This window comes from Rhizobium sp. P28RR-XV (assembly GCF_012641385.1).
Lineage (GTDB): Bacteria > Pseudomonadota > Alphaproteobacteria > Rhizobiales > Rhizobiaceae > Rhizobium.
This window is the reverse complement of the sequence record NZ_JABAIG010000001.1, coordinates 698,551-720,425: the sequence shown is the minus strand read 5'-3', so window position 1 is coordinate 720,425 and position 21,875 is coordinate 698,551. Positions and strand designations below refer to the sequence as shown.

At 60.0% G+C, this 21,875-nt stretch carries 23 protein-coding genes and 1 tRNA gene; 9 read left to right on the top strand and 15 right to left on the bottom strand.

All coding sequences use genetic code 11. The features are described from left to right. Window positions 1-213: 213 nt before the first annotated feature. Complete coding sequence (locus HGP12_RS03525; RefSeq protein ID WP_168839134.1) at window positions 214-1,059, bottom strand: universal stress protein; 846 nt, start codon at window positions 1,057-1,059, stop codon at window positions 214-216. A 114-nt stretch (window positions 1,060-1,173) separates the two neighbouring features. Beyond that, window positions 1,174-1,947, bottom strand: coding sequence for a competence/damage-inducible protein A (locus HGP12_RS03520; protein WP_168839133.1), 774 nt, complete (start codon window positions 1,945-1,947; stop codon window positions 1,174-1,176). Between the two features lie 239 nt (window positions 1,948-2,186). Between HGP12_RS03520 and wrbA the strand changes: the two genes are divergently transcribed. Beyond that, complete coding sequence (wrbA, locus tag HGP12_RS03515; RefSeq protein ID WP_168839132.1) at window positions 2,187-2,786, top strand: NAD(P)H:quinone oxidoreductase type IV; 600 nt, start codon at window positions 2,187-2,189, stop codon at window positions 2,784-2,786. Between the two features lie 75 nt (window positions 2,787-2,861). On the opposite strand, the gene HGP12_RS03510 is transcribed toward wrbA, so the two are convergent. After that, a tRNA-Leu gene (locus HGP12_RS03510) sits at window positions 2,862-2,947 on the bottom strand. A gap of 352 nt (window positions 2,948-3,299) precedes the next feature. Between HGP12_RS03510 and ilvA the strand changes: the two genes are divergently transcribed. Both ilvA and HGP12_RS03500 read left to right on the top strand, forming a co-directional pair. Continuing rightward, window positions 3,300-4,550, top strand: coding sequence for a threonine ammonia-lyase (gene ilvA, locus HGP12_RS03505; RefSeq protein ID WP_168839131.1), 1,251 nt, complete (start codon window positions 3,300-3,302; stop codon window positions 4,548-4,550). Window positions 4,551-4,587: 37 nt separating this feature from the next. Beyond that, the gene (locus HGP12_RS03500) at window positions 4,588-4,926 is read left to right on the top strand and encodes an HlyU family transcriptional regulator (RefSeq protein ID WP_168839130.1); all 339 of its coding nucleotides are present in this window, start codon (window positions 4,588-4,590) and stop codon (window positions 4,924-4,926) included. A 114-nt stretch (window positions 4,927-5,040) separates the two neighbouring features. Here the strand turns inward: HGP12_RS03500 and HGP12_RS03495 are convergent, their stop codons facing one another. Further along, a complete protein-coding gene (locus HGP12_RS03495; RefSeq protein ID WP_168839129.1) occupies window positions 5,041-5,817 on the bottom strand; it encodes an SDR family oxidoreductase in 777 nt (258 codons plus the stop codon). A 105-nt stretch (window positions 5,818-5,922) separates the two neighbouring features. Here HGP12_RS03495 and HGP12_RS03490 point away from each other — a divergent pair, with 105 nt between their 5' ends. Continuing rightward, entirely contained in the window at window positions 5,923-6,504 is a 582-nt protein-coding gene (locus HGP12_RS03490; protein WP_168839128.1) for a TetR/AcrR family transcriptional regulator, read from the top strand. Window positions 6,505-6,557: 53 nt separating this feature from the next. Here the strand turns inward: HGP12_RS03490 and HGP12_RS03485 are convergent, their stop codons facing one another. After that, the gene (locus HGP12_RS03485) at window positions 6,558-7,172 is read right to left on the bottom strand and encodes an FMN-dependent NADH-azoreductase (protein WP_168839127.1); all 615 of its coding nucleotides are present in this window, start codon (window positions 7,170-7,172) and stop codon (window positions 6,558-6,560) included. Window positions 7,173-7,309: 137 nt separating this feature from the next. On the opposite strand from HGP12_RS03485, the gene HGP12_RS03480 reads away from it, so the two are divergent. Then, window positions 7,310-8,278 carry a LysR family transcriptional regulator gene (locus HGP12_RS03480; RefSeq protein WP_168839126.1) on the top strand — a complete coding sequence of 323 codons (969 nt, stop codon included), beginning with the start codon at window positions 7,310-7,312 and terminating at the stop codon, window positions 8,276-8,278. A gap of 45 nt (window positions 8,279-8,323) precedes the next feature. On the opposite strand, the gene HGP12_RS03475 is transcribed toward HGP12_RS03480, so the two are convergent. Both HGP12_RS03475 and HGP12_RS03470 read right to left on the bottom strand, forming a co-directional pair. Further along, window positions 8,324-10,312: a bifunctional 2',3'-cyclic-nucleotide 2'-phosphodiesterase/3'-nucleotidase gene (locus HGP12_RS03475; protein WP_168839125.1), complete on the bottom strand. Its 1,989-nt coding sequence runs from the start codon at window positions 10,310-10,312 to the stop codon at window positions 8,324-8,326. Window positions 10,313-10,450: 138 nt separating this feature from the next. Beyond that, window positions 10,451-10,828 carry a PilZ domain-containing protein gene (locus HGP12_RS03470; RefSeq protein ID WP_246703232.1) on the bottom strand — a complete coding sequence of 126 codons (378 nt, stop codon included), beginning with the start codon at window positions 10,826-10,828 and terminating at the stop codon, window positions 10,451-10,453. A gap of 141 nt (window positions 10,829-10,969) precedes the next feature. On the opposite strand from HGP12_RS03470, the gene HGP12_RS03465 reads away from it, so the two are divergent. Beyond that, window positions 10,970-11,773 carry an endonuclease/exonuclease/phosphatase family protein gene (locus tag HGP12_RS03465; protein WP_168839124.1) on the top strand — a complete coding sequence of 268 codons (804 nt, stop codon included), beginning with the start codon at window positions 10,970-10,972 and terminating at the stop codon, window positions 11,771-11,773. A 6-nt stretch (window positions 11,774-11,779) separates the two neighbouring features. Here HGP12_RS03465 and HGP12_RS03460 read toward each other — a convergent pair whose 3' ends face one another. Continuing rightward, on the bottom strand, window positions 11,780-12,241 hold the full coding sequence (locus HGP12_RS03460) for an Lrp/AsnC family transcriptional regulator (protein ID WP_120663731.1): 462 nt from the start codon (window positions 12,239-12,241) through the stop codon (window positions 11,780-11,782). Between the two features lie 152 nt (window positions 12,242-12,393). Between HGP12_RS03460 and ald the strand changes: the two genes are divergently transcribed. Beyond that, on the top strand, window positions 12,394-13,512 hold the full coding sequence (gene ald, locus HGP12_RS03455; RefSeq protein WP_168839123.1) for an alanine dehydrogenase: 1,119 nt from the start codon (window positions 12,394-12,396) through the stop codon (window positions 13,510-13,512). A 6-nt stretch (window positions 13,513-13,518) separates the two neighbouring features. Here the strand turns inward: ald and HGP12_RS03450 are convergent, their stop codons facing one another. From HGP12_RS03450 to HGP12_RS03430, 5 genes are all read right to left on the bottom strand, one after another. Further along, window positions 13,519-14,028, bottom strand: coding sequence for a DUF1203 domain-containing protein (locus HGP12_RS03450; protein ID WP_168839186.1), 510 nt, complete (start codon window positions 14,026-14,028; stop codon window positions 13,519-13,521). A gap of 80 nt (window positions 14,029-14,108) precedes the next feature. Then, window positions 14,109-14,723: a GNAT family N-acetyltransferase gene (locus HGP12_RS03445; protein ID WP_168839122.1), complete on the bottom strand. Its 615-nt coding sequence runs from the start codon at window positions 14,721-14,723 to the stop codon at window positions 14,109-14,111. Continuing rightward, on the bottom strand, window positions 14,678-15,535 hold the full coding sequence (gene sseA, locus HGP12_RS03440) for a 3-mercaptopyruvate sulfurtransferase (RefSeq protein ID WP_168839121.1): 858 nt from the start codon (window positions 15,533-15,535) through the stop codon (window positions 14,678-14,680). Before sseA ends, HGP12_RS03445 begins: the two co-directional genes overlap by 46 nt. 60 nt (window positions 15,536-15,595) lie before the next feature. Further along, entirely contained in the window at window positions 15,596-16,333 is a 738-nt protein-coding gene (locus HGP12_RS03435) for an alanyl-tRNA editing protein (protein ID WP_168839120.1), read from the bottom strand. A 4-nt stretch (window positions 16,334-16,337) separates the two neighbouring features. Beyond that, the gene (locus HGP12_RS03430) at window positions 16,338-17,378 is read right to left on the bottom strand and encodes a cysteine synthase A (RefSeq protein ID WP_168839119.1); all 1,041 of its coding nucleotides are present in this window, start codon (window positions 17,376-17,378) and stop codon (window positions 16,338-16,340) included. A 295-nt stretch (window positions 17,379-17,673) separates the two neighbouring features. Between HGP12_RS03430 and HGP12_RS03425 the strand changes: the two genes are divergently transcribed. Together HGP12_RS03425 and HGP12_RS03420 are read left to right on the top strand one after the other, a co-directional pair. Continuing rightward, entirely contained in the window at window positions 17,674-18,504 is an 831-nt protein-coding gene (locus tag HGP12_RS03425; RefSeq protein WP_168839118.1) for an SDR family NAD(P)-dependent oxidoreductase, read from the top strand. A gap of 248 nt (window positions 18,505-18,752) precedes the next feature. Beyond that, a complete protein-coding gene (locus HGP12_RS03420) occupies window positions 18,753-19,865 on the top strand; it encodes a sn-glycerol-3-phosphate import ATP-binding protein UgpC (protein WP_168839117.1) in 1,113 nt (370 codons plus the stop codon). A 169-nt stretch (window positions 19,866-20,034) separates the two neighbouring features. Here HGP12_RS03420 and HGP12_RS03415 read toward each other — a convergent pair whose 3' ends face one another. Then, window positions 20,035-20,949, bottom strand: a complete 915-nt coding sequence (locus HGP12_RS03415) for an ABC transporter permease subunit (protein ID WP_168839116.1) — start codon at window positions 20,947-20,949, stop codon at window positions 20,035-20,037. Between the two features lie 7 nt (window positions 20,950-20,956). After that, entirely contained in the window at window positions 20,957-21,841 is an 885-nt protein-coding gene (locus HGP12_RS03410; protein ID WP_168839115.1) for an ABC transporter permease subunit, read from the bottom strand. Between the last annotated feature and the right edge of the window lie 34 nt (window positions 21,842-21,875).

The following is a 21,875-nucleotide window of genomic DNA, read 5'->3' as shown; positions in this document are numbered from 1 at the left end:
TCGCTTGCTATCTGCTTGAACAGGATCTCATCGGGAAAAAAGCCATATGCTTTTTCGGGACCATGCTCCGTCGACCGCGCGAACGGTTCCCTGGCGGGAATTCTGTCATCGGTCGCTGCTTTCTGCTGGATTTGCCGGCAAAAGGCAATAGTCGCAAAGCGGGCAATCGGTGCCCATCTATACCGGAAACCGTTTGATTCGAGCTTTCGCGGCTCAGCGGGCCAGAAGCGTCATCGCCGTCATCGATTGCAGCAGGGTACGCGTCGTGCCGCCGAAGATCATCTGCCATAGCCAGGAATGCGTATAGGCGCCCATGACCAGCAGATCGATGCTGTCATCCGCCAGGCGGTTTTCGATGACCTGCGACGGCGTCAACTTGCCGGTGCAGGCCGCCGTTTCGAACTTGGCGCGAACGCCATGGCGCGTCAGTGCCGCCGCGATGCGAACGCCGGTTTCCCGCGATGGGCGGGTTTCCTTCTCGGACGTGCTGACCGAGAGGATCTCGACCGAATCCGCGGCCTTCAGGAAAGGCAGGGCATCGAAGGTGGCGCGCGCCGCTTCCTTGGATCCGTTCCAGGCGATCAGCACGCGGCGGATCGGTTTCGGAACGGTCAATATATAGGGAATCAGAAGCACCGGGCGGCCGCTGTCGAACAGGAAGGTTTCGACATCGACCTGAGAGTCGCCATATTTGGATAGGTCCGGCTGCACGGCAACCAGCAGATCGGCGCTGCGGGCGCTTTCGATCAGCGGTTCGGTGCCATAGCCGATCGTGCTGGCAAAGCTGTGCCATTCGTAGTCGAGGCCGGCGCGTTCCATCTTCGTGCGGAACAGCCGCTCGATTTCGACCGCCTGATTATGGGCGACATCCTGGAGAGCCTGCACGGCGACAGGGTCCGGGATTTCCATCGGCGCCACCAGCGGTACGGTCGAGACGATTTCCGCATGAAGGCCGACCACGTAAGCGTCGTGCTCCTTCGCCAGCGCTGCCACAAAATCGGCGGCGATGCGCGTGTTGCCGGGATTGTCGAGAACGGTCAATATGGTCTTGTACGCCATGACGTGATCTCCCATGCGGAGGGTTGAATCTGCGCATTATATCTCTATTCCGCGATAAATTAATGCGCTTTGATCACCTCTGGTTCCCCAGCGGACGCACTTATTCGTTGAGTGTCATGCCTCAGCCGACTGATTTTCCTTGGCTTTCGACTGTCTGATGGTTTCGATCATCGCGCGTACTTCGGCCGCGACATTTTCAACCAGTTCGGCGGAGCGGCCCCTCACGACGATTTCGGTCGAGAAGAATTGGCCGACATAGCGCGGATAGGAGCCGATACTGGTATCCGGATGTGCCTTCTGGATAAGCCCGAGCGGCGTGCCGATCTCGCCCTCGCCGTAAGGGCAGGAAATGGCGGTCGACAAAACACGCGCCCCGGTCTTGAGCGTCGGTATGACATTATCGAGCATCGCCTGGAAAACCTGCGGCACACCCGCCATGACGTAGACGTTGCCGATGTTGAAGCCGGGAGCGGTCGAGACCGGATTGGCGATATGCTTCGACCCCACAGGCATACGGGCCATGCGCTGGCGCGCCTCGGTGAATTCCATCTCGCGCCGCGCATACATTTCGCCCATGATCCGCATGGCTTCGCCGTCGTGCTCGCAGGGCACGCCGAAGGCCTTGGCGATGGCATCGGCGGTGATGTCGTCATGGGTTGGGCCGATGCCACCTGACGTGAAGACATAATCATACTGGCCGCGCAGGGCATTCAGCGCCGATACGATGGCATCCTCTTCATCGGCAACGATGCGGACTTCCTTCAGGTCGATGCCGGCCAGCAGCAGCACATCGGCGAGATGGCCGATATTCTTATCCTTTGTCCGGCCGGAGAGCAGTTCGTCGCCGATGGCCAGCATGGCCGCTGTGACAATGGTATCGTTTGACATGAGGAGATCCGTGAAAATGCGCATCGGCGCGTTCGCAAAAAGTCCGAAATAGGTAGCGCCGTTTTCCGCGAATGCAAACGGTCGATTTCGCATCGTCGGCAATCATCGGAAGGCAATGCAAATGAATTTTCGTCTATAAGGGATGAACAGTGCGTTCCGGGCATGGGGGCTGCGCTGCTGTCGCATCGCTGATACAACATCCCGCAACAATCAACGCGTCCAACAAACGGGAGACGTTCATGGCTAAGGTTCTGGTTCTTTATTATTCCTCCTACGGTCATATCGAGAAGATGGCCTATGCCGTGGCGGAAGGCGCAAAGTCCACCGGTGCGGAAGTCACCGTCAAGCGCGTACCCGAACTCGTGCCGGAAGAGGTTGCCAAGGCCTCCCACTTCAAGCTCGACCAGGAAGCCCCGGTTGCAACGCCGGACGAACTGGCTGACTATGACGCCATCATTGTTGGCGCCGGCACCCGCTTCGGAACGGTCGCCTCGCAGATGCGCAATTTCTGGGATCAGACCGGCGGCCTCTGGTTCGACGGCAAGCTCGTCGGCAAGGTCGGCTCGGTCTTCACTTCGTCCGCCACGCAGCACGGCGGCCAGGAATCGACCATCCTCGGCTTCATCCCGACCTTTCTGCATCAGGGCATGGTTGTCGCCGGACTTCCCTATGCCTTCCAGGGCCAGATGGGCACCGAGGAAGTCAAGGGCGGCTCGCCCTACGGCGCTTCCACCATCACCAACGGCGACGGCTCGCGCCAGCCTTCCGAAATTGAGCTGGAAGCCGCAAAGTACCAGGGCGCCCACGTCGCCAAGATCGCGGCCAAGATCGCGGCTTGATCTCAGCTTTGCATATTATCGAAAGAGGCGCGGCGAAAGCTGCGCCTTTTCCGTTTGGGCTACTGGATTGGTCTTTGGTGCGGACGACGGGGGTCGAACCCGTACAGCCAAAGGCCGAGGGATTTTAAGTCCCTTGCGTCTACCAGTTTCGCCACGTCCGCGCGCCTTTCCCCTTCAAGCACTTGAGCGATTCAGTCAAGGAAATGTTTTTCGAGACGGACCAAGTTGTATCAGCGCCGAAATAGCCGTTGAGAATGCTGTGCAAAACAGGCGAAGCCCGCCGGAGCCGACGGATCGGTTTTGGGCGGGCCTCTAACCATCGTCATGATGGCTGTCACGTATTGGAGACAGGCAAAGCCGCACTGTCAATTCGCAGAATTAGGGGATGAGGCGGCGGACGGCATCATTGGGAAGAATATCGTTCCGGCAGGCCCAAAACCGCGCTAAACAGGCTTTCTTTACTCATCTTTCCTGTGTCATAGCGGGCGTGGATTGAAGAAGGACGGATAGACCGTGGACAAGCAGACTGTTCTCGAAGCCACAGAGGCCATGCGTGGCCTTTTCCCCGCAACGCCGCTGCAGTTGAATGAGCATCTTTCGGCCCGCTACGGCGCCGATATCTGGCTGAAGCGCGAGGATCTGACGCCGGTGCGTTCCTACAAGATTCGTGGCGCCTTCAATTTCCTCCGCAAGGTGATTGCTAAAGGCGGTACGGAAAAGACCTTCGTCTGCGCCTCCGCCGGCAATCACGCCCAGGGCTTCGCCTTCGTCTGCCGGCATTTCGGCGTGCCGGGCGTCGTCTACATGCCCGTGACGACGCCGCAGCAGAAGATCGACAAGACCCGCATATTCGGCGGCGAGTTCATCACCATCAAGCTCTTCGGCGATTTCTTCGACCAATGCTATCAGGCCGCGCGCGATCATGTCGAAAGCATCGACGGCGTCATGGTACCGCCTTTCGATCATGCCGATATCATCGAAGGGCAGGCAACCGTCGCTGCCGAGATCGCCGAGCAACTGCCTGACGGCGTTGTCGCCGATCATATACTTCTTCCAGTCGGCGGCGGCGGTCTTGCGGCCGGGATCACCGGCTATTTTGCCGACACGCTTGCCCGTGACGCCTTCACCTTTGCCGAGCCGGCGGGAGCGCCGAGCCTTCGCCGCAGCATCGAGGCGGGGCAGGTGGTGACGCTTGCCAAGGTCGATAATTTCGTCGACGGTGCTGCCGTCGGCCGTGTCGGCGAGCTGAACTTCGCCGCCCTGAAGGGTTTTGCCGCAGAACAGGTCAAGCTCATCGACGAAAACGCCATCTGCGTCACCATCACCGATATGCTGAATGTCGAGGGCGTCGTGCTGGAGCCGGCCGGCGCTCTGGCGATCACGGCGTTGGAAAAGCTCGATCGCGACAGCATCCGCGGCAAAACCATCGTTGCAGTCGTCTCCGGCGGCAATTTCGATTTCGAGCGCCTGCCCGACGTCAAGGAGCGCGCCATGCGCTATGCCGGACTGAAGAAATACTTCATCCTGCGCCTGGCGCAGCGCCCCGGCGCGCTTCGCGATTTCCTCAACATGCTCGGGCCGGAAGACGATATCGCCCGCTTCGAATATCTGAAGAAAAGCGCCCGCAATTTCGGCTCCATTCTGATTGGCATCGAGACGAAGAATCCCGATAATTTCAAGCAGCTTATCGCCAATTTCGAAAGTTCCGGCATGGGCTACGAGGACATCACCGAAAACGACATCCTGGCAAACCTGATCATTTGACTTTGCGAGCCCGCAACCTTCATGCTAAAGGCGATCCATGGCTTCGTTGTTTTCAAATATCCTTTCGATCTTCACCGGTGGCGCATCGCAGGCGGGCACCGAAAAGTCTGCCGCTCCGGCTGTCAGCGCCGAGCCGCAGATGCATGGCGGTTGCACGATCTATGCGACACCGCAGCGCGAGGGTAATCAGTTCCGCCTCATGGGCCGGATCGAGAAGGATGTGAACGGCGAGATCCTGGTGCGCAATTTCATTCGCGCCGATGTTTTCACCTCGTCGGATGATGCCGTGGAATCGACCTTCCGCAAGGGCCAGCAGATCATCGATCAGAACGGCCCAGGTCTCTTCGGCGACGGCGAAAAGGTCCGCCAGGTGTGATACCAGGCGGATTTCCTTAATATGCGCCTGCTGGTGCGGGGGCCGCATCCCACATCTGCTTAGGCGGCCCATAACACTCACTGAATCGATAGCTGGTCGGACTTTCGCTACGGCTCAAGCCGTGCGGAACATCTTCGCGCCGGCGGGGGCGTTGACGGCGCCTCCGTCGACCGTGATTTCGATCGCCGTGACATTGGCGGAATCGTCGGAGGCGAAGTAGAGCGCGGCCTTGGCGATTTCATCGGCTTCGCTCATGCGGCCGAGCGCGCTCAGGCCGCCAAAGCGGGCCTGCAACGCATCCAGGGCCTCCGGCGTGGCAGCGCGGGGCTCCCAGATCGGCGTCTTGGTGGCGCCCGGCGTAACCTGGTTGACGCGGATGCCGCGGGGCGCAAGCTCGGAGGCAAGATTGCGGGTCATGGCGCGGACGGCGCCCTTCGTGCCGGCATAGGCCGAGGCGCCGGGAATGCCGAGGACGGCATGCACGGAGCCATTCAGGATCACGGAGCCGCCATCGTTCAGATATGGCAGGGCGGCTTGCACGGTGAAGAAAACGCCGGTGAAATTGATGCGGACGATGGTTTCGAACTGCTCGAGCGTAGTGTTGCCGAGCGGGGTATCGCCGGCAATGCCGGCATTGGCAAAGACCGCATCGAATTTTCCAAGCTTCTCCGCAGCCTCGGCAAACGCCCTCTCCATGGCGGGGATGTCGGTCGTGTCGGCCTGCAATGCCAGCACGCCGCCGCCGAGTTGTTCCGCTGCCGCCGCCAATGTCTTGGCGTTGCGGCCTGTTATGGCGACCTTGGCGCCTTCGGCGAGGAAGAGGCGGGCGGTGGCCAACCCGATACCGCTGTTTCCGCCGGTGATGACGGCAACCTTGTTCTTGAGACGCATGTTCGTAGCTCCTGTTGGCTTTTGTCGCGATCTGGATTATGATCGTCATCTATAAGGATTATGATCGTAATCCATTTTGTCAAGCCGGGCACGAAAGGATTTTCGATGGGCCGCTCACAATTGGAAAAGCAGAAGACGCACGAACGCATCGTGACGCTCGCCGCCAAGCGTCTGCGCGAGGAGGGATTGGAAGGGATCGGTGTTGCCGACCTGATGAAGGAGGCGGGTCTCACCGTCGGCGGCTTCTACAAGCATTTCGCCTCGCGCGACGAACTCGTGGCGGAAGCCATGGAATCGGCGATCGGATCATGGCGGCGGCAGCAGGAGGACAAGGGGATCGATCCCGAAAGCATCTCGCTCGACGAGTACGTCGATGCTTATCTCAGCGAACGCCACCGGGATCATTGCGGCGAGGGCTGCGCCTATGCGGCGCTGACGGCGGATATGGCGCGCGGCAGCGATGCGGTCCGCTCTGTTGCGACGGATGGCCTGCGAAGGAATTTCGACGCCATGACGGCGCGCATGCCGCGGCTGGGAACCGCCGAAGCAAGGCGAAAGGCGATCATCGCCTCATGCCTGATGACCGGTGCGCTCGGCCTTGCGCGCGTGGCGAGCGACGAGGCTCTTTCCGATGAAATCCTGGAAACCGTCAAGCAATTCGTCAAGGAGCTGCCGCGAGCAGAATAGCAAAGCGGCCGATTGAAGCCGGCCGCCTGTCAGTATCTGAATATCGCAGTCAATTAAGCGGCGAGGGCCAGCTCGGAAGCGCGGACCTGGGCGGCGCCGATTGCCTTCTCGGCAGCTTCCGGACCGAAGGCAACGCCCTCGATGTAAACGGTCTCGACATCGGTGATGCCGATGAAGGCGAGAACCGACTTCAGGTAGGGAACGGCATGGTTCAGCGGAGCAGCCGGGCCTTCCGAATAGACGCCGCCGGAGGCGAGTACGATATAGGCCTTCTTGCCGGTAGCGAGACCCTTCGGGCCGGTTTCCGTATAGGTGAAGGTGCGGCCGGCGCGGGCAATGTTGTCGATCCAGGTCTTCAGCGAAGAGTAGATGTTGAAGTTGATGAGGCCGGTGCCGATGACCAGCGTGTCGGCTGCGAGCAGCTCGTCGACGAGCGCGTCGGAAACCTTGACCAGTTCCTGCTGCTCGGGCGTACGGGCGTCGGCCGGCGTGCGGATGGCAGCGGTGAAGGGGCCGTCGATGTGCGGCAGGTTGTCTGCAGCGAGGTCGCGGTGAACGAGGGTCTTGCCGGGATTGTTGGTCTTAATCTTCTCGGCAAGCTCGGTTGCGATCTTCGTGGAGAGCGAGTCCGGACGCGGGCTCGAAGTCAGAAGCAGAATGGACGACATATCCGTTTTCCTTTTCAATAGGTTGCGAAAATCGGCTGGGAGAGTCCGATCACGTTCGCCTCCATAAATAAGTCGTCAGTGCTATCGAGAAAAACTGTGATAATATGGATCGGAATTATCGATAGAATGGATGGCAGATGCTCCCCAATCCCACCCTTGACCAATTGCAGGTCTTTCTGACCGTCGCTGAATCAGGCAGTTTCTCCGCCGCCTCGCGCGCGCTCAATCGCGCTCAATCGGTGATCAGCTACACGATTGCCAATCTGGAGGCCCAGCTCGAAATGCCGCTGTTCGAACGGTCCGGTTCGCGCCAGCCGAAATTGACGGATGCGGGCAGGGTGATGCTGGAGGATGCCCGCCGCATTCTTTCCGATCTCCAGGTGATGCGTGCGAGAGTGAAGGGCCTGAAGAGCGGGCTTGAGGCGGAGGTGGCCGTTGCCATCAGCGTCATGGTGCCGGTGCATGCCACCGTCGACGTGCTGCGGGAATTTCGGGATCGCTTCCCGTACGTTTCCTTGCGGCTCGATACCGGCGAACTTGGTTCGATGCTGGAGCTCGTCACCGGCGGCAGATCGACGATCGGTATTGGCGGCTCGGTGTTGAAGCAGGATGATGCCCTGGTCATCGAGCGCGTCGGACATTCCTTCATGATGCCGGTTGCCGCCCCGACGCATCCGCTTGCTCTGCTGGGACGACCGCTGACGCTTGCCGATGTGCGCGAAGAAGTGCAACTGGTCGTCACCGACGCGTCAAACCTCACCAACGGCAAGGATTTCAACGTCCTGTCCTACAAGATCTGGCACCTCAGCGATATCGCCACCAAGCATCAGCTGATCCGCGGTGGTCTTGGCTGGGGCGGCCTGCCGGCCTCGTTCATCATGGAGGATCTGCAGAAGGGCAGGCTCGTGCCGTTGGCGCTTGATGCCTATGACCAGAGCGAATATCCGCTCTATGCCATCCGCAAGGTTGATAATCCTCCGGGTCCTGCGGCCGCCTGGCTGATCGAGGCTTTCCGCGATCGCCTGTCGCGATGCCCCAATCAGGAAGACTTCAAGGCGGCGGTCGAAATGTTCCATCCCGGCGACAAGCGATTGGCTGCCGAGTGAAAAAGGCCTCTCCCTGTAACGGGGAGAGGCCAGCAGCTGTCGGGATTACAGAACCAGCCGGTAGTTGCGGAAGCCGTCCGCACCTTCGCCGGCGTCTTCGATCTTCACGCTCTTGACCTGGTCGAGGAAATCCTTGGCCTTCGGGGAGCTCTGGAACGTCGCCGTCGCGCCGGACAGCGGCGTGAAGGTCCAGTTGCCGTCGGCGGTCGGATTGATCGTGCCCTGATCATGGACATAGCGCACGATGACGTCGCGGTTGGTGTCCGGCGCCTGATAGACGACCTTGTCCGCGGCGATCTCAGGGAAATTGCCGCCGCCGCCGGCGCGGTAGTTGTTGGTCACGACCAGGAACTTCTGCGCGACGTCGATCGGCTTGCCGTCGAATTGCAGGTTCTGGATGCGGTTGGCATCGGCATTCAGAACCTTGCCGTCATCGCCGAAGCGGCGCGGCTGCGAAAGGTCGATCTGATAGGTGACGCCGTCGATGACGTCGAAGTTGTAGGACGGGAAGCTGTTGTTGATGAGATCCGCATCCTTGGCGCCCAGCTTGACCTGGTTGAACATGGCCGCCGACATTTCCAGCCAGTTCTTGACCTGTGCGCCGTTGATGACGACGGCCTGCACGGTATTGGGATAGAGGTAGAGGTCGGCGACGTTCTTAATGGCGATATTGCCGGCGGGAACGTCCGTATAATAGTCGGCGCCGTTGCGTCCGCCGCACTTGAAGGGGGCTGCCGCGGAAAGAACCGGCAGGTCCTTATACTGCGTTTCCTTCAGCATATTCTTGATGTACCAGACCTGCGCCTGGCTGACGATCTGCACCGACGGATCGTCGGCCACCAGCGCGAAATAGGAATAGAGCGGCGCGGAGGTCTTGCCGACGGGCGTGCGGACATAGGTCAGCGTCGCCTCATGCTCGGCCTTTGCCGCTTCCACCACTTCCTTCTTGTCGGCGACGTCGGCGATGACCTTCTTCTTGTCGTCGCGGTGGTAGATCGGCCGCGCTTCGGAGGTGAAATCCACGATCTTCCAGCTCTTGCCGTCCTTCTCCAGAAGCAAGTCGATGAGGCCGAGATGCGAGCCCCAGAAGCCGGCCATGACGGCGGGCTTGCCATGCAGCGTTCCCTTGACCGGATCGGCGTCCTTGATGCTGTCCCAGGTCTTCGGGCCAGGGAAGACAAGATGCTGGTGGCCGGTGAAGACGGCGTTGATGCCATCGACCGCCGCGACATAGAGCGAAGCGTTTTCCATCTTCTCGCTCGGCCCGCTGCCGTCGATGCCGGAATGGGAGAGGGCGATGACGATGTCGGCGCCTTCGGCCTTCATGACCGGGACCCAGGCCTTGGCGGCTTCGACGATATCGCGCGTCTGCGCCTTGCCTTCGAGGTTCTTGATGTCCCAGAGCATGATCTGCGGCGGCACGAAGCCGATGAAGCCGATCTTGATCGGGCTTTCATTGCCGGCGCCGTCCTTGATCTTCCTTTCGAGGATCAGATAGGGCTTGAAGAACAGGTCGTCCTTCGTCGGGTCGGCGGCAAGCTGCCCCTTGGTCAGGTTGGCGCAGACGAACGGGAAGTTCGCGCCGGCTAGCACCTTGAACATGAAGTCGAGGCCATAGTTGAATTCGTGGTTGCCGAGCGTGCCCACGGAATAGCCGAGCGTGTTCATCGCCTTGATGACCGGATGGACGTCGCCATCCTTCATGCCGTGCTGATAGGCCATGTAATCGCCCATCGGATTGCCCTGCAGCACGTCGCCATTGTCGATGAGGAGCGAGTTGGTGGCTTCGGCGCGAATATTGTCGATGATCGTCGCGGTACGAGTCAGGCCCATCGTGTCGTTCGGCTTGTCGGCATAATAGTCATAGGGGAAGACGTTGACGTGAATGTCGGTCGTTTCCATGAGGCGCAGATGCGCCTGGTTGCCGGCGGCGCGGGCGGCGAAAGGATGCAGCACGATCAGCGCTGCCGCAGCACTCAGGCCTTGCAGCAGGGAACGGCGCGACATGCTGGGCAAATCCAGAATGGAAGACATAAGACACTCCTTCAACGATGGGGCTATAAGTCCGTCGATCATCTCTCGGGCGAGGGAGATTAGGACGATTTTCGAAGGTGTGCACCAGGAATGTGACAGGCTTATTGTGGATCGTAGCCGGCTTGCACCGGTATTCGATCAGCGCTTGAGAACCGGCTTTATGTCCTTGTGGAAAAAGCGGAAGTAGGACGCGACTTTCGCCGACGCGTTGGACGAGCGATCGAACTCGATGCCGATGCGGCCGTTATGAGCCCAGCGCACGAAACCATCCAGGAGGCCGATATCGTCGCATTCGACGCGAACCTTGCTGCCTGCGGCCGCATAGAGTGGCGACTGCAGATCGAGAGCAATGCCGCTGGTGGAAATATCGACGACGCGGCCAGCCACGAGCTTGGTGAAATAGCGGACTTGGCCCATCAGCCGTGCATGATGGCGCGGCGAACCTCGCGTCTTGATTTTCAGATTGCCCTGGACAGGTGATTTCGAAGAGAACTGCATGATGTTATCCCGGCTCATACATCTTTTTCCCCGCCTGGATATCAGGTGAGCATTGAGAGCTGCTTAGGATAAACGCTAAAATTGTAGCCGGACGTCCCGAATCGGTACCGGAATCGGTGGTGAACCCGGCCAGCTATACGAATGTCGAGAGGGCAGAACATGCGCATCGTTTCTTTGAATGCATGGGGTGGCCGGCTGCATGAGCCGCTTATACCTTATCTCGCCGAAGTCGATGCAGATGTCCTGTGCCTGCAGGAAGTGGTCCGCACGCACGACGCGCAATCCGAATGGCTGGTCTATCGCGATCACGGAATCGAACTCCCGCAGCGGGCCAAACTCTTCGACGAACTCAAACTTGCTTTGCCGGCTTACGATGCATTTTTCCTTCCGGTGGCGCGAGGCGATCTCTTCGATGGCGACCGCCGGTTTTCCTCTGAATTCGGCCTGGCGACCTTCGTGCGCAGGAGCTATCCGATCGTCGCTCAGGCCGCTGGATTCATTCATGGTGAATTTTCGGCCGATGGTTACGGACCGCATCCGCGCTCGCGCAATGCCCATTGCATCCGCCTCTTCGACTATCAGCGCGGCTATCCCATCACCATTGCCCATATGCATGGCCTGCGGGATCTGGAAGGCAAGGGCGATACGCCGGAACGTCGCCATCAGGCCAATGCGCTTGTCGAGTTGATCCGTCAGGTGAAACACGACGGCGACCGGCTGGTCGTCTGCGGCGATTTCAACGTGCTGCCGGGCAGCGAGACCTTCGAAATCCTCGGTACCCTGGGCCTTGTCGATCTTGTTACTTCACGAGGACATGACGACACGCGCACGTCTCACTATCGCAAGCAACCCCGTTTCGCTGACTACATGCTGGTGACTGCGAATGTCGAAGTGATCCATTTCGATCCCGTGGCCGAGCCCGAGGTCTCGGATCACCGCGCATTGCTGCTGGACCTGCGCTGACGAAGATCACAGGCCGACATTCGGCCGCTCGATGATTTCGCGCAGTGCAAAGCTGGAATTGATCTTCACCACATGCGGCAGCGCGGAGAGCCAGTCGCGGTGGATGCGTTCGTAGTCTTCGAGATCCCGCGCGGCAACGCGCACTATGTAATCGTATTCCCCGGACATGAGATAGCAGGCAAGCACGTTCGGACAGCGTTTTACCGCCGTCTCGAATTCCGACAGCGTTTTGGCGAACTGGCCTGACAGCGAGATGTGCACGAAGGCGATCATCTTATAATCAAGCGCCTTTTGCGACAGATGCGCATGATAGCCGTCGATAACGCCGCTCTTTTCGAGGATATCGAGCCGGCGAGAACAGGCTGAGGGCGAGAGGCCGACCTTTTCGGCCAATTCCGCGTTGGTGATCCGTGCATTCTGCTGAAGCATCCGTAGAATCGAATGATCTATGGCGTCGAGGTCAGACATTCGAAGAACTTTCGAAAAAACTCCTGTTCGCGCAATAAATCATGAAAAATGACCGCCGCGCAAATCGTCTTTGCAAGGACATTGCGGGGCGGAGGTGGTCTGATTTCCAGCGGAGAAAACGAAAGACGCAAAAGCATTCGAGGAGGAATGAAATGCGCGTTGGTTGCCCGAAGGAAATCAAGAACCACGAATATCGCGTCGGCCTGACGCCGGCGTCGGTTCGCGAATATGTCGCCCATGGCCACGAGGTCTGGGTCGAAACGAAGGCCGGTGCCGGCATCGGCGCCGACGATCACGCCTATGTGGCCGCCGGAGCTAAGATCGCCGCAAGCGCTAAGGACATTTTCGAGAAGTGCGACATGATCGTAAAGGTCAAGGAGCCGCAGCCCTCCGAATGGGCGCAGCTCCGCGAAGGCCAGCTTCTTTACACCTATCTGCATCTCGCACCCGATCCGGAACAGACCAAGGGCCTCCTTGCTTCAGGCGTAACGGCCATCGCCTACGAGACCGTGACCGACGAACGCGGCGGCCTGCCGCTGCTGGCGCCGATGTCGGAGGTCGCCGGTCGTCTGTCGATCCAGGCGGGCGCAACGGCCCTGCAGAAGGCCAATGGCGGCCTCGGCATCCTGCTCGGCGGCGTGCCGGGCGTGCTGCCGGCCAAGGTGGCGATTATCGGCGGCGGCGTTGTTGGCCTGCATGCCGCCAAGATGGCGGCAGGGCTCGGCGCCGATGTCAGCATCCTCGATCGCTCGCTGCCGCGCCTGCGGCAGCTCGATGACATCTTCAACGGCCGGGTCCACATGCGCTATTCCAGCATCCAGGCGCTGGAAGAAGAAGTCTTCTCCGCCGATCTCATCATCGGTGCCGTGCTGATCCCCGGCGCCGCCGCGCCGAAGCTGGTGACGCGCGAGATGCTGTCAGGCATGAAGAATGGCTCGGTGATCGTCGATGTCGCCATCGACCAGGGCGGTTGCTTCGAGACCTCGCATGCGACGACGCATTCCGATCCGACCTATGTGGTTGAAGGTGTCGTGCATTATTGCGTCGCCAATATGCCGGGTGCGGTTCCCGTCACCTCGGCCCATGCCTTGAACAATGCCACGATCTATCATGGCCTTGCGCTCGCCGATCGCGGCCTGCGCGCCATCGCGGAAGACAAGCACCTCCGCAATGGCCTCAATGTGCACAAGGGCCGTATCACCAGCCGGCCGGTGGCCGAGGCGCTCGGCTATGAGGCCGTTGCGCCCGAGAGCATTCTGAACGTCGCGTAATATCAATCAAATGGAGGCGCCGGCATCGGCATAGGCCGGCGCCTCCACCTTATCGATGCGGCACTGGTAGCAATTGTTGCGCGCCGAGCGGACGTGGACATAGGCGATGTCGGGGCGTTCCAGCAGCGAAGCCGCATAGGTTGCGATATCGTCGGTCGGCGTTACGGCGCCGGTTCCGTAGACGATGCGATCGTTCTTTCCATAGCCGCGCACGATGAAATCCCGGCTGGTCGTCAGCACGGGCGGCAGGATTTCTTCCGCTCCGTAGCGCCGGCACGGTGTCTTGTGGAGGAAGATCGGACCCGTTTCCGCGTAGGGCTGCAATTCGGGGAAGGGGCGATAGGCAAAGACGAACAGCGCTTCACCGGCATCGATATTGCGCAGGCAGTGGCGGCAGGGATGGCCCGGACCATCTGAGATCATGGTCTCCGGCTGGTGACCATAGGCATCGGTGCCGCCGTTCCAAAGAGTTTCGGCGTCGGACGTGGGCATGGCTGCAAAGGCGATGGAAAGCATGGCAACACTCCTTTCGAGATTTGCCATGTTATGCTCTGGAGCGAGATGCGAAACCACCCGATTCCTGCTGGGTCGACGAGTCAGCTTTTCTTGGCGAGCTCCAGCAGTTCCTTGTCGCTGAGCGGCCTGACGATGCCTTCGCCGGTCGAGATCGGCGAGAAGCCGAACATCTGGTAGAGCTGCAATGCCCGCGGATGATCGAGATTGTTCGTCGTCGTCACGATGCGTTGCGGGTTCAGCGTCCATATGGCGTAGAGCGACTGCAGCAGGAACCATTTGCCGATACCGAGGCCGAGCGCATTTTCGATGAGGCCGAAATGGCTGAGCTCAATCGTCTCCTCGTCCTGGCGGAAATATTCGAAGAATCCCCCCGGAGCGCCGTTGACGTAAAGCACGCTGATATCGTTGCGCTGATCGTGAAGAACAGCGGCCAGTTGCTCGTCGGAGAGGCGCAGCCGCTCCACCCAGTGCCAGCGGGCACCCACCTGGCGATAGAGATAGCGATAGAAGGGCAGCGGAATAGTAGGCGAACGCATGATCGCCGTCTGGATGTTGACCGGCACCGGCAGGCTTGCCTTGGGCGGCGCGGTCATTTCCAGTCGGGTGATATGAACCTTGATGGACGAGGGTGTCTTCACGGCCAGCACGCTCAATCTTGACCGGTGACGATGGGGGTATCCGTCCGGCTGCCCCATTCCGACCAGGAGCCGTCATAGAGCTTGTTGTTGCCATGGCCGAGGGATTCGAGCGCCAGCGTGATGATGGCGGCGGTAATGCCGGACCCGCAGGTCGTCACAACTGGCTTTTCGAGATCGATGCCGGCCTTCTCGATCGTTTCGCGCAGTTCCGGCAGCGACTTGAACTTGCCGTTGGTGGCAAAGACGCCCGAGGGCAGGTTTCTCGCTCCCGGCATATGGCCCGAGCGCATTCCTTCGCGCGGCTCAGGCTCTGTTGCCGCAAAACGGCCGGCGCTGCGGGCATCGGCGATCTGCAGCGAACGGCTGTGGACGATTTCTCGCATCTCGTCGAGCGAAACGACGCGGCTGCCATTGAACTTGGGTTTGAAGGTTGCGGGTTCGAAGCCGGGCAGCGCCGTCTCCAGCGGCCGCTCTTCGGCCTTCCAGCCATCCAGACCGCCATCGAGCACGAAGACGTTCGGCGCACCCATGACGATGTGGAACAGCCACCAGACGCGCGGCGAGGCAAACAGGCCGGGACCGTCATAGATGACGATGCGATCGGTCTCGCTGATGCCGAGCTTGCCGACCTCGGCCGCGAAAAGTTCGGGCGAGGGGACCATATGCGGCAGGTTGGTCGAATGGTCTGATATCTTGTCCTGGTCGAAGCGGATCGCGCCGGGAATATGTCCGCTGGCATATTCAGCATCGGCATCACGCTTCTGCGCCGGCAGATAGAAGGATGCGTCGAGGATGCGCAGGTCCTTGGTGCCCAGCTCGCCTTGCAGCCAGTCGGCGGATACGACGAAACGGCTCTTGTCCGCTGCCATGATGATCACTCCCTGCTATGGTTTATTGGTCTTGATATCGAGATATAGGCGCTTGCGCGGTCAATTCTCGTCGGCCGGCGTGCCGAACCGAATGCGGAAGCGTCGGTTTTCCTTGCCCTTCTTCTCGATCTTGGCGATGTGGATCGCGCCGACCTCCTGCGTCTCCGACACATGCGTGCCGCCGCAGGGCTGGCTGTCGACGGCCGAATCCTCGCCGATGCAGACGAGGCTGACACGGCCAAGGCCCATCGGCGGGCGTACATTCTTAGATTTGACGATGCCGGGATTGGCAATCAGCTCTTCGTCCGTGATCCAGCGGACGAAAACGGGATGGTTCTCGTTGACAAGCGCCATCATCCTGGCCGTCACTTCATCCTTGTCGATTGTCTCGCTCATGTCGAAATCGACGCGGCTTTCATCCTCGCCGACGGCCGCGCCCGTAATCGGATATTGGCAGACCACGGAAAGCAGATGGCAGGCCGTATGCATGCGCATCAGCTTGTAACGGCGCGCCCAGTCGATGTGCAGCACCAGCTTCTCGCCGACGATGGGCAGGGGCTGATTTTCGAGCGGCACGTGGATGATGATGTCCTTGATCGGCCCATGCTTCGTCTGGCCGAGCATGATCCTGGAACCGTCGCCACGCTCCAGGAAACCCGTATCGCCCGGCTGGCCGCCCGAGGTGGCGTAGAAGCAAGTCTGATCGAGCTCGATGCCCCCGTCTTCGTGAATTGCGGTTACGACTGCTTCGGCGGTCGAGAGATAGAAATCATCACGGTAGAGGGCATTGACGGTCATAAGATCACGCTGTTGTTTCGTATGGGACGGCGATTTCAGCCCGCTTTTCGAGATAGCCCGGCAGCGGCAAGCCCTTCGACTTCAGGAAATCGGGATTGAAGAGCTTGGACTGGTAGCGATTGCCGTAATCGCACAGGATGGTCACGATCGTATGTCCGGGGCCGAGATCCCTGGCGAGGCGAACCGCACCGGCGATGTTGATGGCGGTCGAGCCGCCGAGGCACAGGCCCTCGTGCTCGACCAGATCGAAGACGTAAGGGAGTGCTTCGGCATCGGTGACCTGATAGGCGAAATCGGGCGTGAAACCTTCCAGGTTTGCTGTGATGCGACCCTGGCCGATGCCTTCGGTGATCGAGGAGCCGGAGGATTTCAGCTCGCCATTCTTGTAGAATTCATAGAGGGCAGCACCTTCCGGATCGGCGATGCCGATCTTGATGTCCTTGTTGAAAGCATGCAGGCCCATGGCGACGCCCGCAAGCGTGCCGCCGGAGCCGACCGAGCAGATGAAGCCGTCGACCTTGCCTGATGTGTCGGTCCAGATTTCCTTGGCGGTCGTCTCGATATGCGCCTGGCGATTGGCGACGTTGTCGAACTGGTTGGCCCAGATCGCCCCGTTCGGCTCGGTCTTTGCCAGCTGTTCGGCAAGCCGGCCCGAGACCTTCACGTAGTTGTTCGGGTTCTTGTAGGGGACGGCGGGAACCTCGACCAGCTCGGCGCCGAGCAGCTTCAGCGCGTCCTTCTTTTCCTGACTCTGGGTTTCCGGAATGACGATGACGGTGCGGTAGCCGAGCGCCTTGGCAACGAGCGTCAGGCCGATGCCGGTATTGCCGGCCGTGCCCTCGACGATGACGCCGCCGGGCCGCAGCAATCCCTTCTTCTCGGCATCGCGGATGATATAGAGCGCGGCGCGATCCTTGACCGATTGGCCGGGGTTGAGGAATTCGGCCTTGCCGAGAATGGTCGAGCCCGTCGCCTCGGAGGCGCCCTTGAGCTTGATCAGCGGCGTATTGCCAATTGCTTCGAGGACGGACGGATGGACGGTCATTGGAATCTGCCTTCTGTTCGCAACTACTGTAAGAACGGTCTTTTCCCTTCACAAGGCGGCATAGGCAAGAAATTCTGTTCCTCGCTATTTGTTCGTGCCGCAAAATTCGACTTGGCAGCCTTCGTTGGCCGAAGTCTGCCGTATGGCGCGCCAGTCTCCATTCGGTGACATTGTTTTCCCCGTTGGGCCGCCAAACAGGCCGAAAGCGGCCACAATGATACGCTATCTCTAAAATGCCACGGACGGCCGCGGTAAAGCGTTTGATTCAGGCGGCCGCCAGCCAAGGAGAAGAGCCATGAGCCCGTTCATCGCACGTCCTGAACACGGAGTCGCCTGGATTACCGGCGCCAGTTCCGGTATCGGCCGCGCGCTGGCGTTGAAACTGGCGGAGGAAGGCTACAAGGTTGCCGTGACTGCCCGCAGCCATGACAAACTTCTGGCCTTGCAATCGGAGGCAAGCGCACTTGCAGGCAGCATCGTCGTGCTCGACGGCGATGTGACCGATGCCGAGGACATGGAACACACCGTCGCGGCCATCGAATATCAGCATGGCCCCGTCGCTTTGATGGTCCTGAACGCCGGCATCTATCTGCCCGCGCGCGGCGAAGACCTCAATCACGAGGCGTTCGAGCGCAGTTTTGCCGTCAATCTTCATGGCGTCGTCAACTGTCTCGTTCCGGCGGTCCGGCATATGCGTGCCAGGGGATACGGCCAGGTTGCCCTCGTGTCTTCCGTCGCAGGCTACGGCGGCCTGCCCGGCGGCGCTGCTTATGGGGCCAGCAAGGCCGCGCTCATCAACATGGCCGAAAGCTTGAATTTCGAGCTCGATCGCATGGGTATCCGTATCCAGCTCGTCACTCCAGGCTACGTCGATACGCCGTTGACGGCAAAGAACAAGTTCGAAATGCCCGATATAGTGTCGGCGCAGCAGGCAGCCGATGCGATATCAGCCGGATTGAAATCGTCGGCCTTCGACATCAGTTTCCCGAAGGGGCTGGTCTTCCGGGCAAAGCTTCTGAAGTTTTTGCCCTATAGCCTCTATTTCCGCGTGCTGAGATATTTTCTCGGCATCGGTCATAAACGCCGGTCCGTCGGTCCGCGCGTGACCCCGCATCCGGCGGAATAGCGCCGCCATCCATCCTTTTTCAGGGACGCGTGGGCATCTGATTTATGGCTGCCGGAACCCGTATGCGATGTCTGTCGCAAAATGGTTCCACCAATGCGCGTTTCATCGCGAAATGGCACCCGCAACTCTCGTGAGGAAATCTGGATGCGGTTTGTGATATAAGGGGTGCTTGTCACTGTTCTGTAATGCAAATTCGCTAGCAGTCCACCCGATTGACGGCCCAGAATTGACAGGCGGGGAAGATTAACATGGCGGAAATCCGCATCGAACAAGTTCGCAAGGCCTATGGACGCAATCAGGTCGTCCATGGCGTCGATCTGAATTTCCGCTCGGGCGAATTCGTCGTCATCCTCGGACCTTCCGGCTGCGGCAAGTCCACGCTGCTGCGCATGATCGCCGGCCTCGAGGATATTTCCTCGGGCGAGATCGTAATCGACGGCAAGGTGGTCAATCAGCTCGAGCCGCGCGAGCGCGGCTGCGCCATGGTCTTCCAGAACTACGCGCTCTATCCGCACATGGATGTCGCCGCCAATATGGGCTACGCGCTCAAGGTCGCCGGCGTGCCGCGCGCCGAGCGCGATCGCCGCATCAAGGAAACCGCCCGCATCGTCGGGCTTGAAGATTTCCTCACCCGTAAGCCGGCCGAGCTTTCCGGCGGTCAACGTCAGCGCGTCGCCATGGGCCGCGCCATCATCCGCGAGCCGAAGGTCTTCCTTTTCGACGAGCCGCTGTCCAACCTCGATGCTAAGCTGCGCGTGCAGATGCGCGTCGAGATCCGCCGCCTGCACAAGCGCCTGTCGGCGACGTCGGTCTTCGTGACGCACGATCAGGTCGAGGCCATGACGCTCGCCGACAAGCTCGTCGTTATGTACAAGGGCAATGTCGAGCAGGTCGGCACGCCGCTCGAGGTCTACAACACGCCGCGCACCCGCTTTGTCGGCTCCTTCATCGGCTCGCCGGCCATGAATTTTCTGGAAGGTACCTTCGCGGCCAACGGCGAGCAATTTATCTTCGACGGCATTCCGATTGCCATCGATGCCAATATCGGCAAGCGCCATGCCGGCCAGCCGGTCGCCCTCGGTGTCCGTCCTGAGCACGCGCGTCTCGTTCCCGCTGGAACGCCCGGCGCTATCCCGGCAACCGTCGATTTCGTCGAAGAACTCGGTGCCGGCCGCGTCATCCATTGCGACATCAATGGTTCGAGCTTTGCCGTTGCGGTCGCCGACCACACGACCGGCCAGACCGGCCAGTCCGTCGCGCTGGAGCTGCCGCAGCAGCACACGCATCTCTTCGCCCGGGATACCGGCCTGCGGCTCGACGCCGTCGCTTCCGTCACACCGCTCAAAGTGCTGGCAAGCTGATTTCAAACATAACTTTTCAGCAGGTGCGCCCGGAAGTCTTTCCCGACTTCCGGGTTTTTTATTTATGCGGCCATTTTTGTTGGTGCCGTCATAAGAGTCCCTTCGCGGAGAGAAGGGACCGGCTCGCAATGGCCGCACCCCACCAAGCAGGGCGCGGCAGATAAACAGATTACTTCTCGGTTGCGATCAGGCCGCGAACGAACCAGCGCTGCATCAGGACGACCACGAGGAGCGGCGGCAGCATGACGATCAGCGTGCCGGCCATGGCGATGTGCCATTCCGGAAGACCACCCACGTTTGGGATGAGCGACTTGAGCTCGTGTACGGCCGTCACATGCGCGGGATCGGTGGTCACCAGCAGCGGCCACAGATACTGGTTCCAGGCCCAGAGGAACATGATGGTGCCGAGTGCGGCCATGTTGGTGCGCGACAGCGGCAGCAGGATGTCGATGAAGAAGCGCAGCGCTCCGGCGCCGTCCATGCGTGCGGCCTCGGTCAGCTCCTCCGGTATCGTCAGAAAGAACTGACGGTAGAGAAACGTTCCGGTCGCGGTCGCGACCAGCGGCAAGATCAGGCCGATCGAGGAGTTAAGCAATCCAAGATTCAGCGAGACCTCGATGCCTGTTACTTTTTCGATGAGCCAGGTGATGCCAGTAACGTCAAGAATCCCCTGGAAGGGCGAGAGTACGTTCGCTGCGACCGCATAGGTCGGAACGATACGCACTTCGAGTGGCAGCATCAGCGTTATGAAGATCAGCCAGAAGATGAAATGGCGGCCCGGATAGCGAAAATAGACCAGCGAAAAAGCCGTGATCGCCGAAATGATCACCTTTCCCGCCGCAACCCCGGAGGCGAAGATCAGGCTGTTCAGCAGCTTGGGGCCGAGATTGGCTGTCGTCCAGGCTGTCTTCATGTTGACCCAGAAATCCGAGCCGGGGATCAGCGACATCGGCACTTTGTTGACGTCGGCGATATTGTGCGATGCGGCGATGGTAACGATGGCTATCGGTCCCACGGCCACCACGAAGCCGAGGAACAGGATCAGATGGGTGAAGAAATTAAGGATAGGTGTGCGCTCGACCATGTCAGCCTCAACGGTAATGTACGCGCCGCTCGATGAAGCGGAACTGGAAGACGGTGAGCACGATGATCAGCAGCATCAGAATGATGCTCTGCGCCGCCGCGCCGGAAAAATCGAGTCCTTTGAAGCCATCGGAATAGATCTTGTAGACCATGAGATTGGTCGAGTTGTGCGGGCCGCCTGATGTCATGATGTCGACGATGCCGAAAGAATCCTGGAAGCTCTCGGTGATATTGATGACGAGCAGGAAGAAGATGGTTGGCGTGATCAACGGGAACTGGACGTCCCAGAAGCGACGGAGCACGCTGGAGCCGTCCATGGCAGCTGCTTCGATCAACGAACGAGGAATTGCCTGGAAAGCGGCCAAGAAAAAGATGAAGCTGTAGGCGATATATTTCCACGAGAAGGCGGCGATGATGCAGGCCATGGCGGCGTTGCCGTCGAGGCCCGGATCCCAGATTCCCGGCCACCACTGATTGACCACGGCAATGAGGCCGGCTTCGGGCGCCAGGATAAAACGGAAGGCCATTGCCGCTGCGGGCGCGGCGATGCCGTAGGGCCAGATCAGCACGACACGGTAGATTTTCGAACCGCGCAGCTGACGGTCAGTCAGGGCTGCGAGGATCAACCCGCCCACCATGGAAATGCCGGTGCTGATCACCGCGAACGTGATGCTGATTGTGACCGAGTTCCAGTAGTCCGCGTTGGCAATAATAGATTTGAAGTTATCGAGGCCGACCCAGATGTTGCCGCCGCCCCAGGGCTGCTGCAGCGTCAGCGACCAGAAGACTGCCTGACCGGCCGGCCAATAGAAAAAGGTGAAGATGAGGAGCAGCTGCGGCACTGCGAACAGGATGCCGACGCTCCATTTGCTGAAAGTTATGCGCTTTTCCATTGTCTCTTCCGGCTTGGTATCCCGATGCCACGCT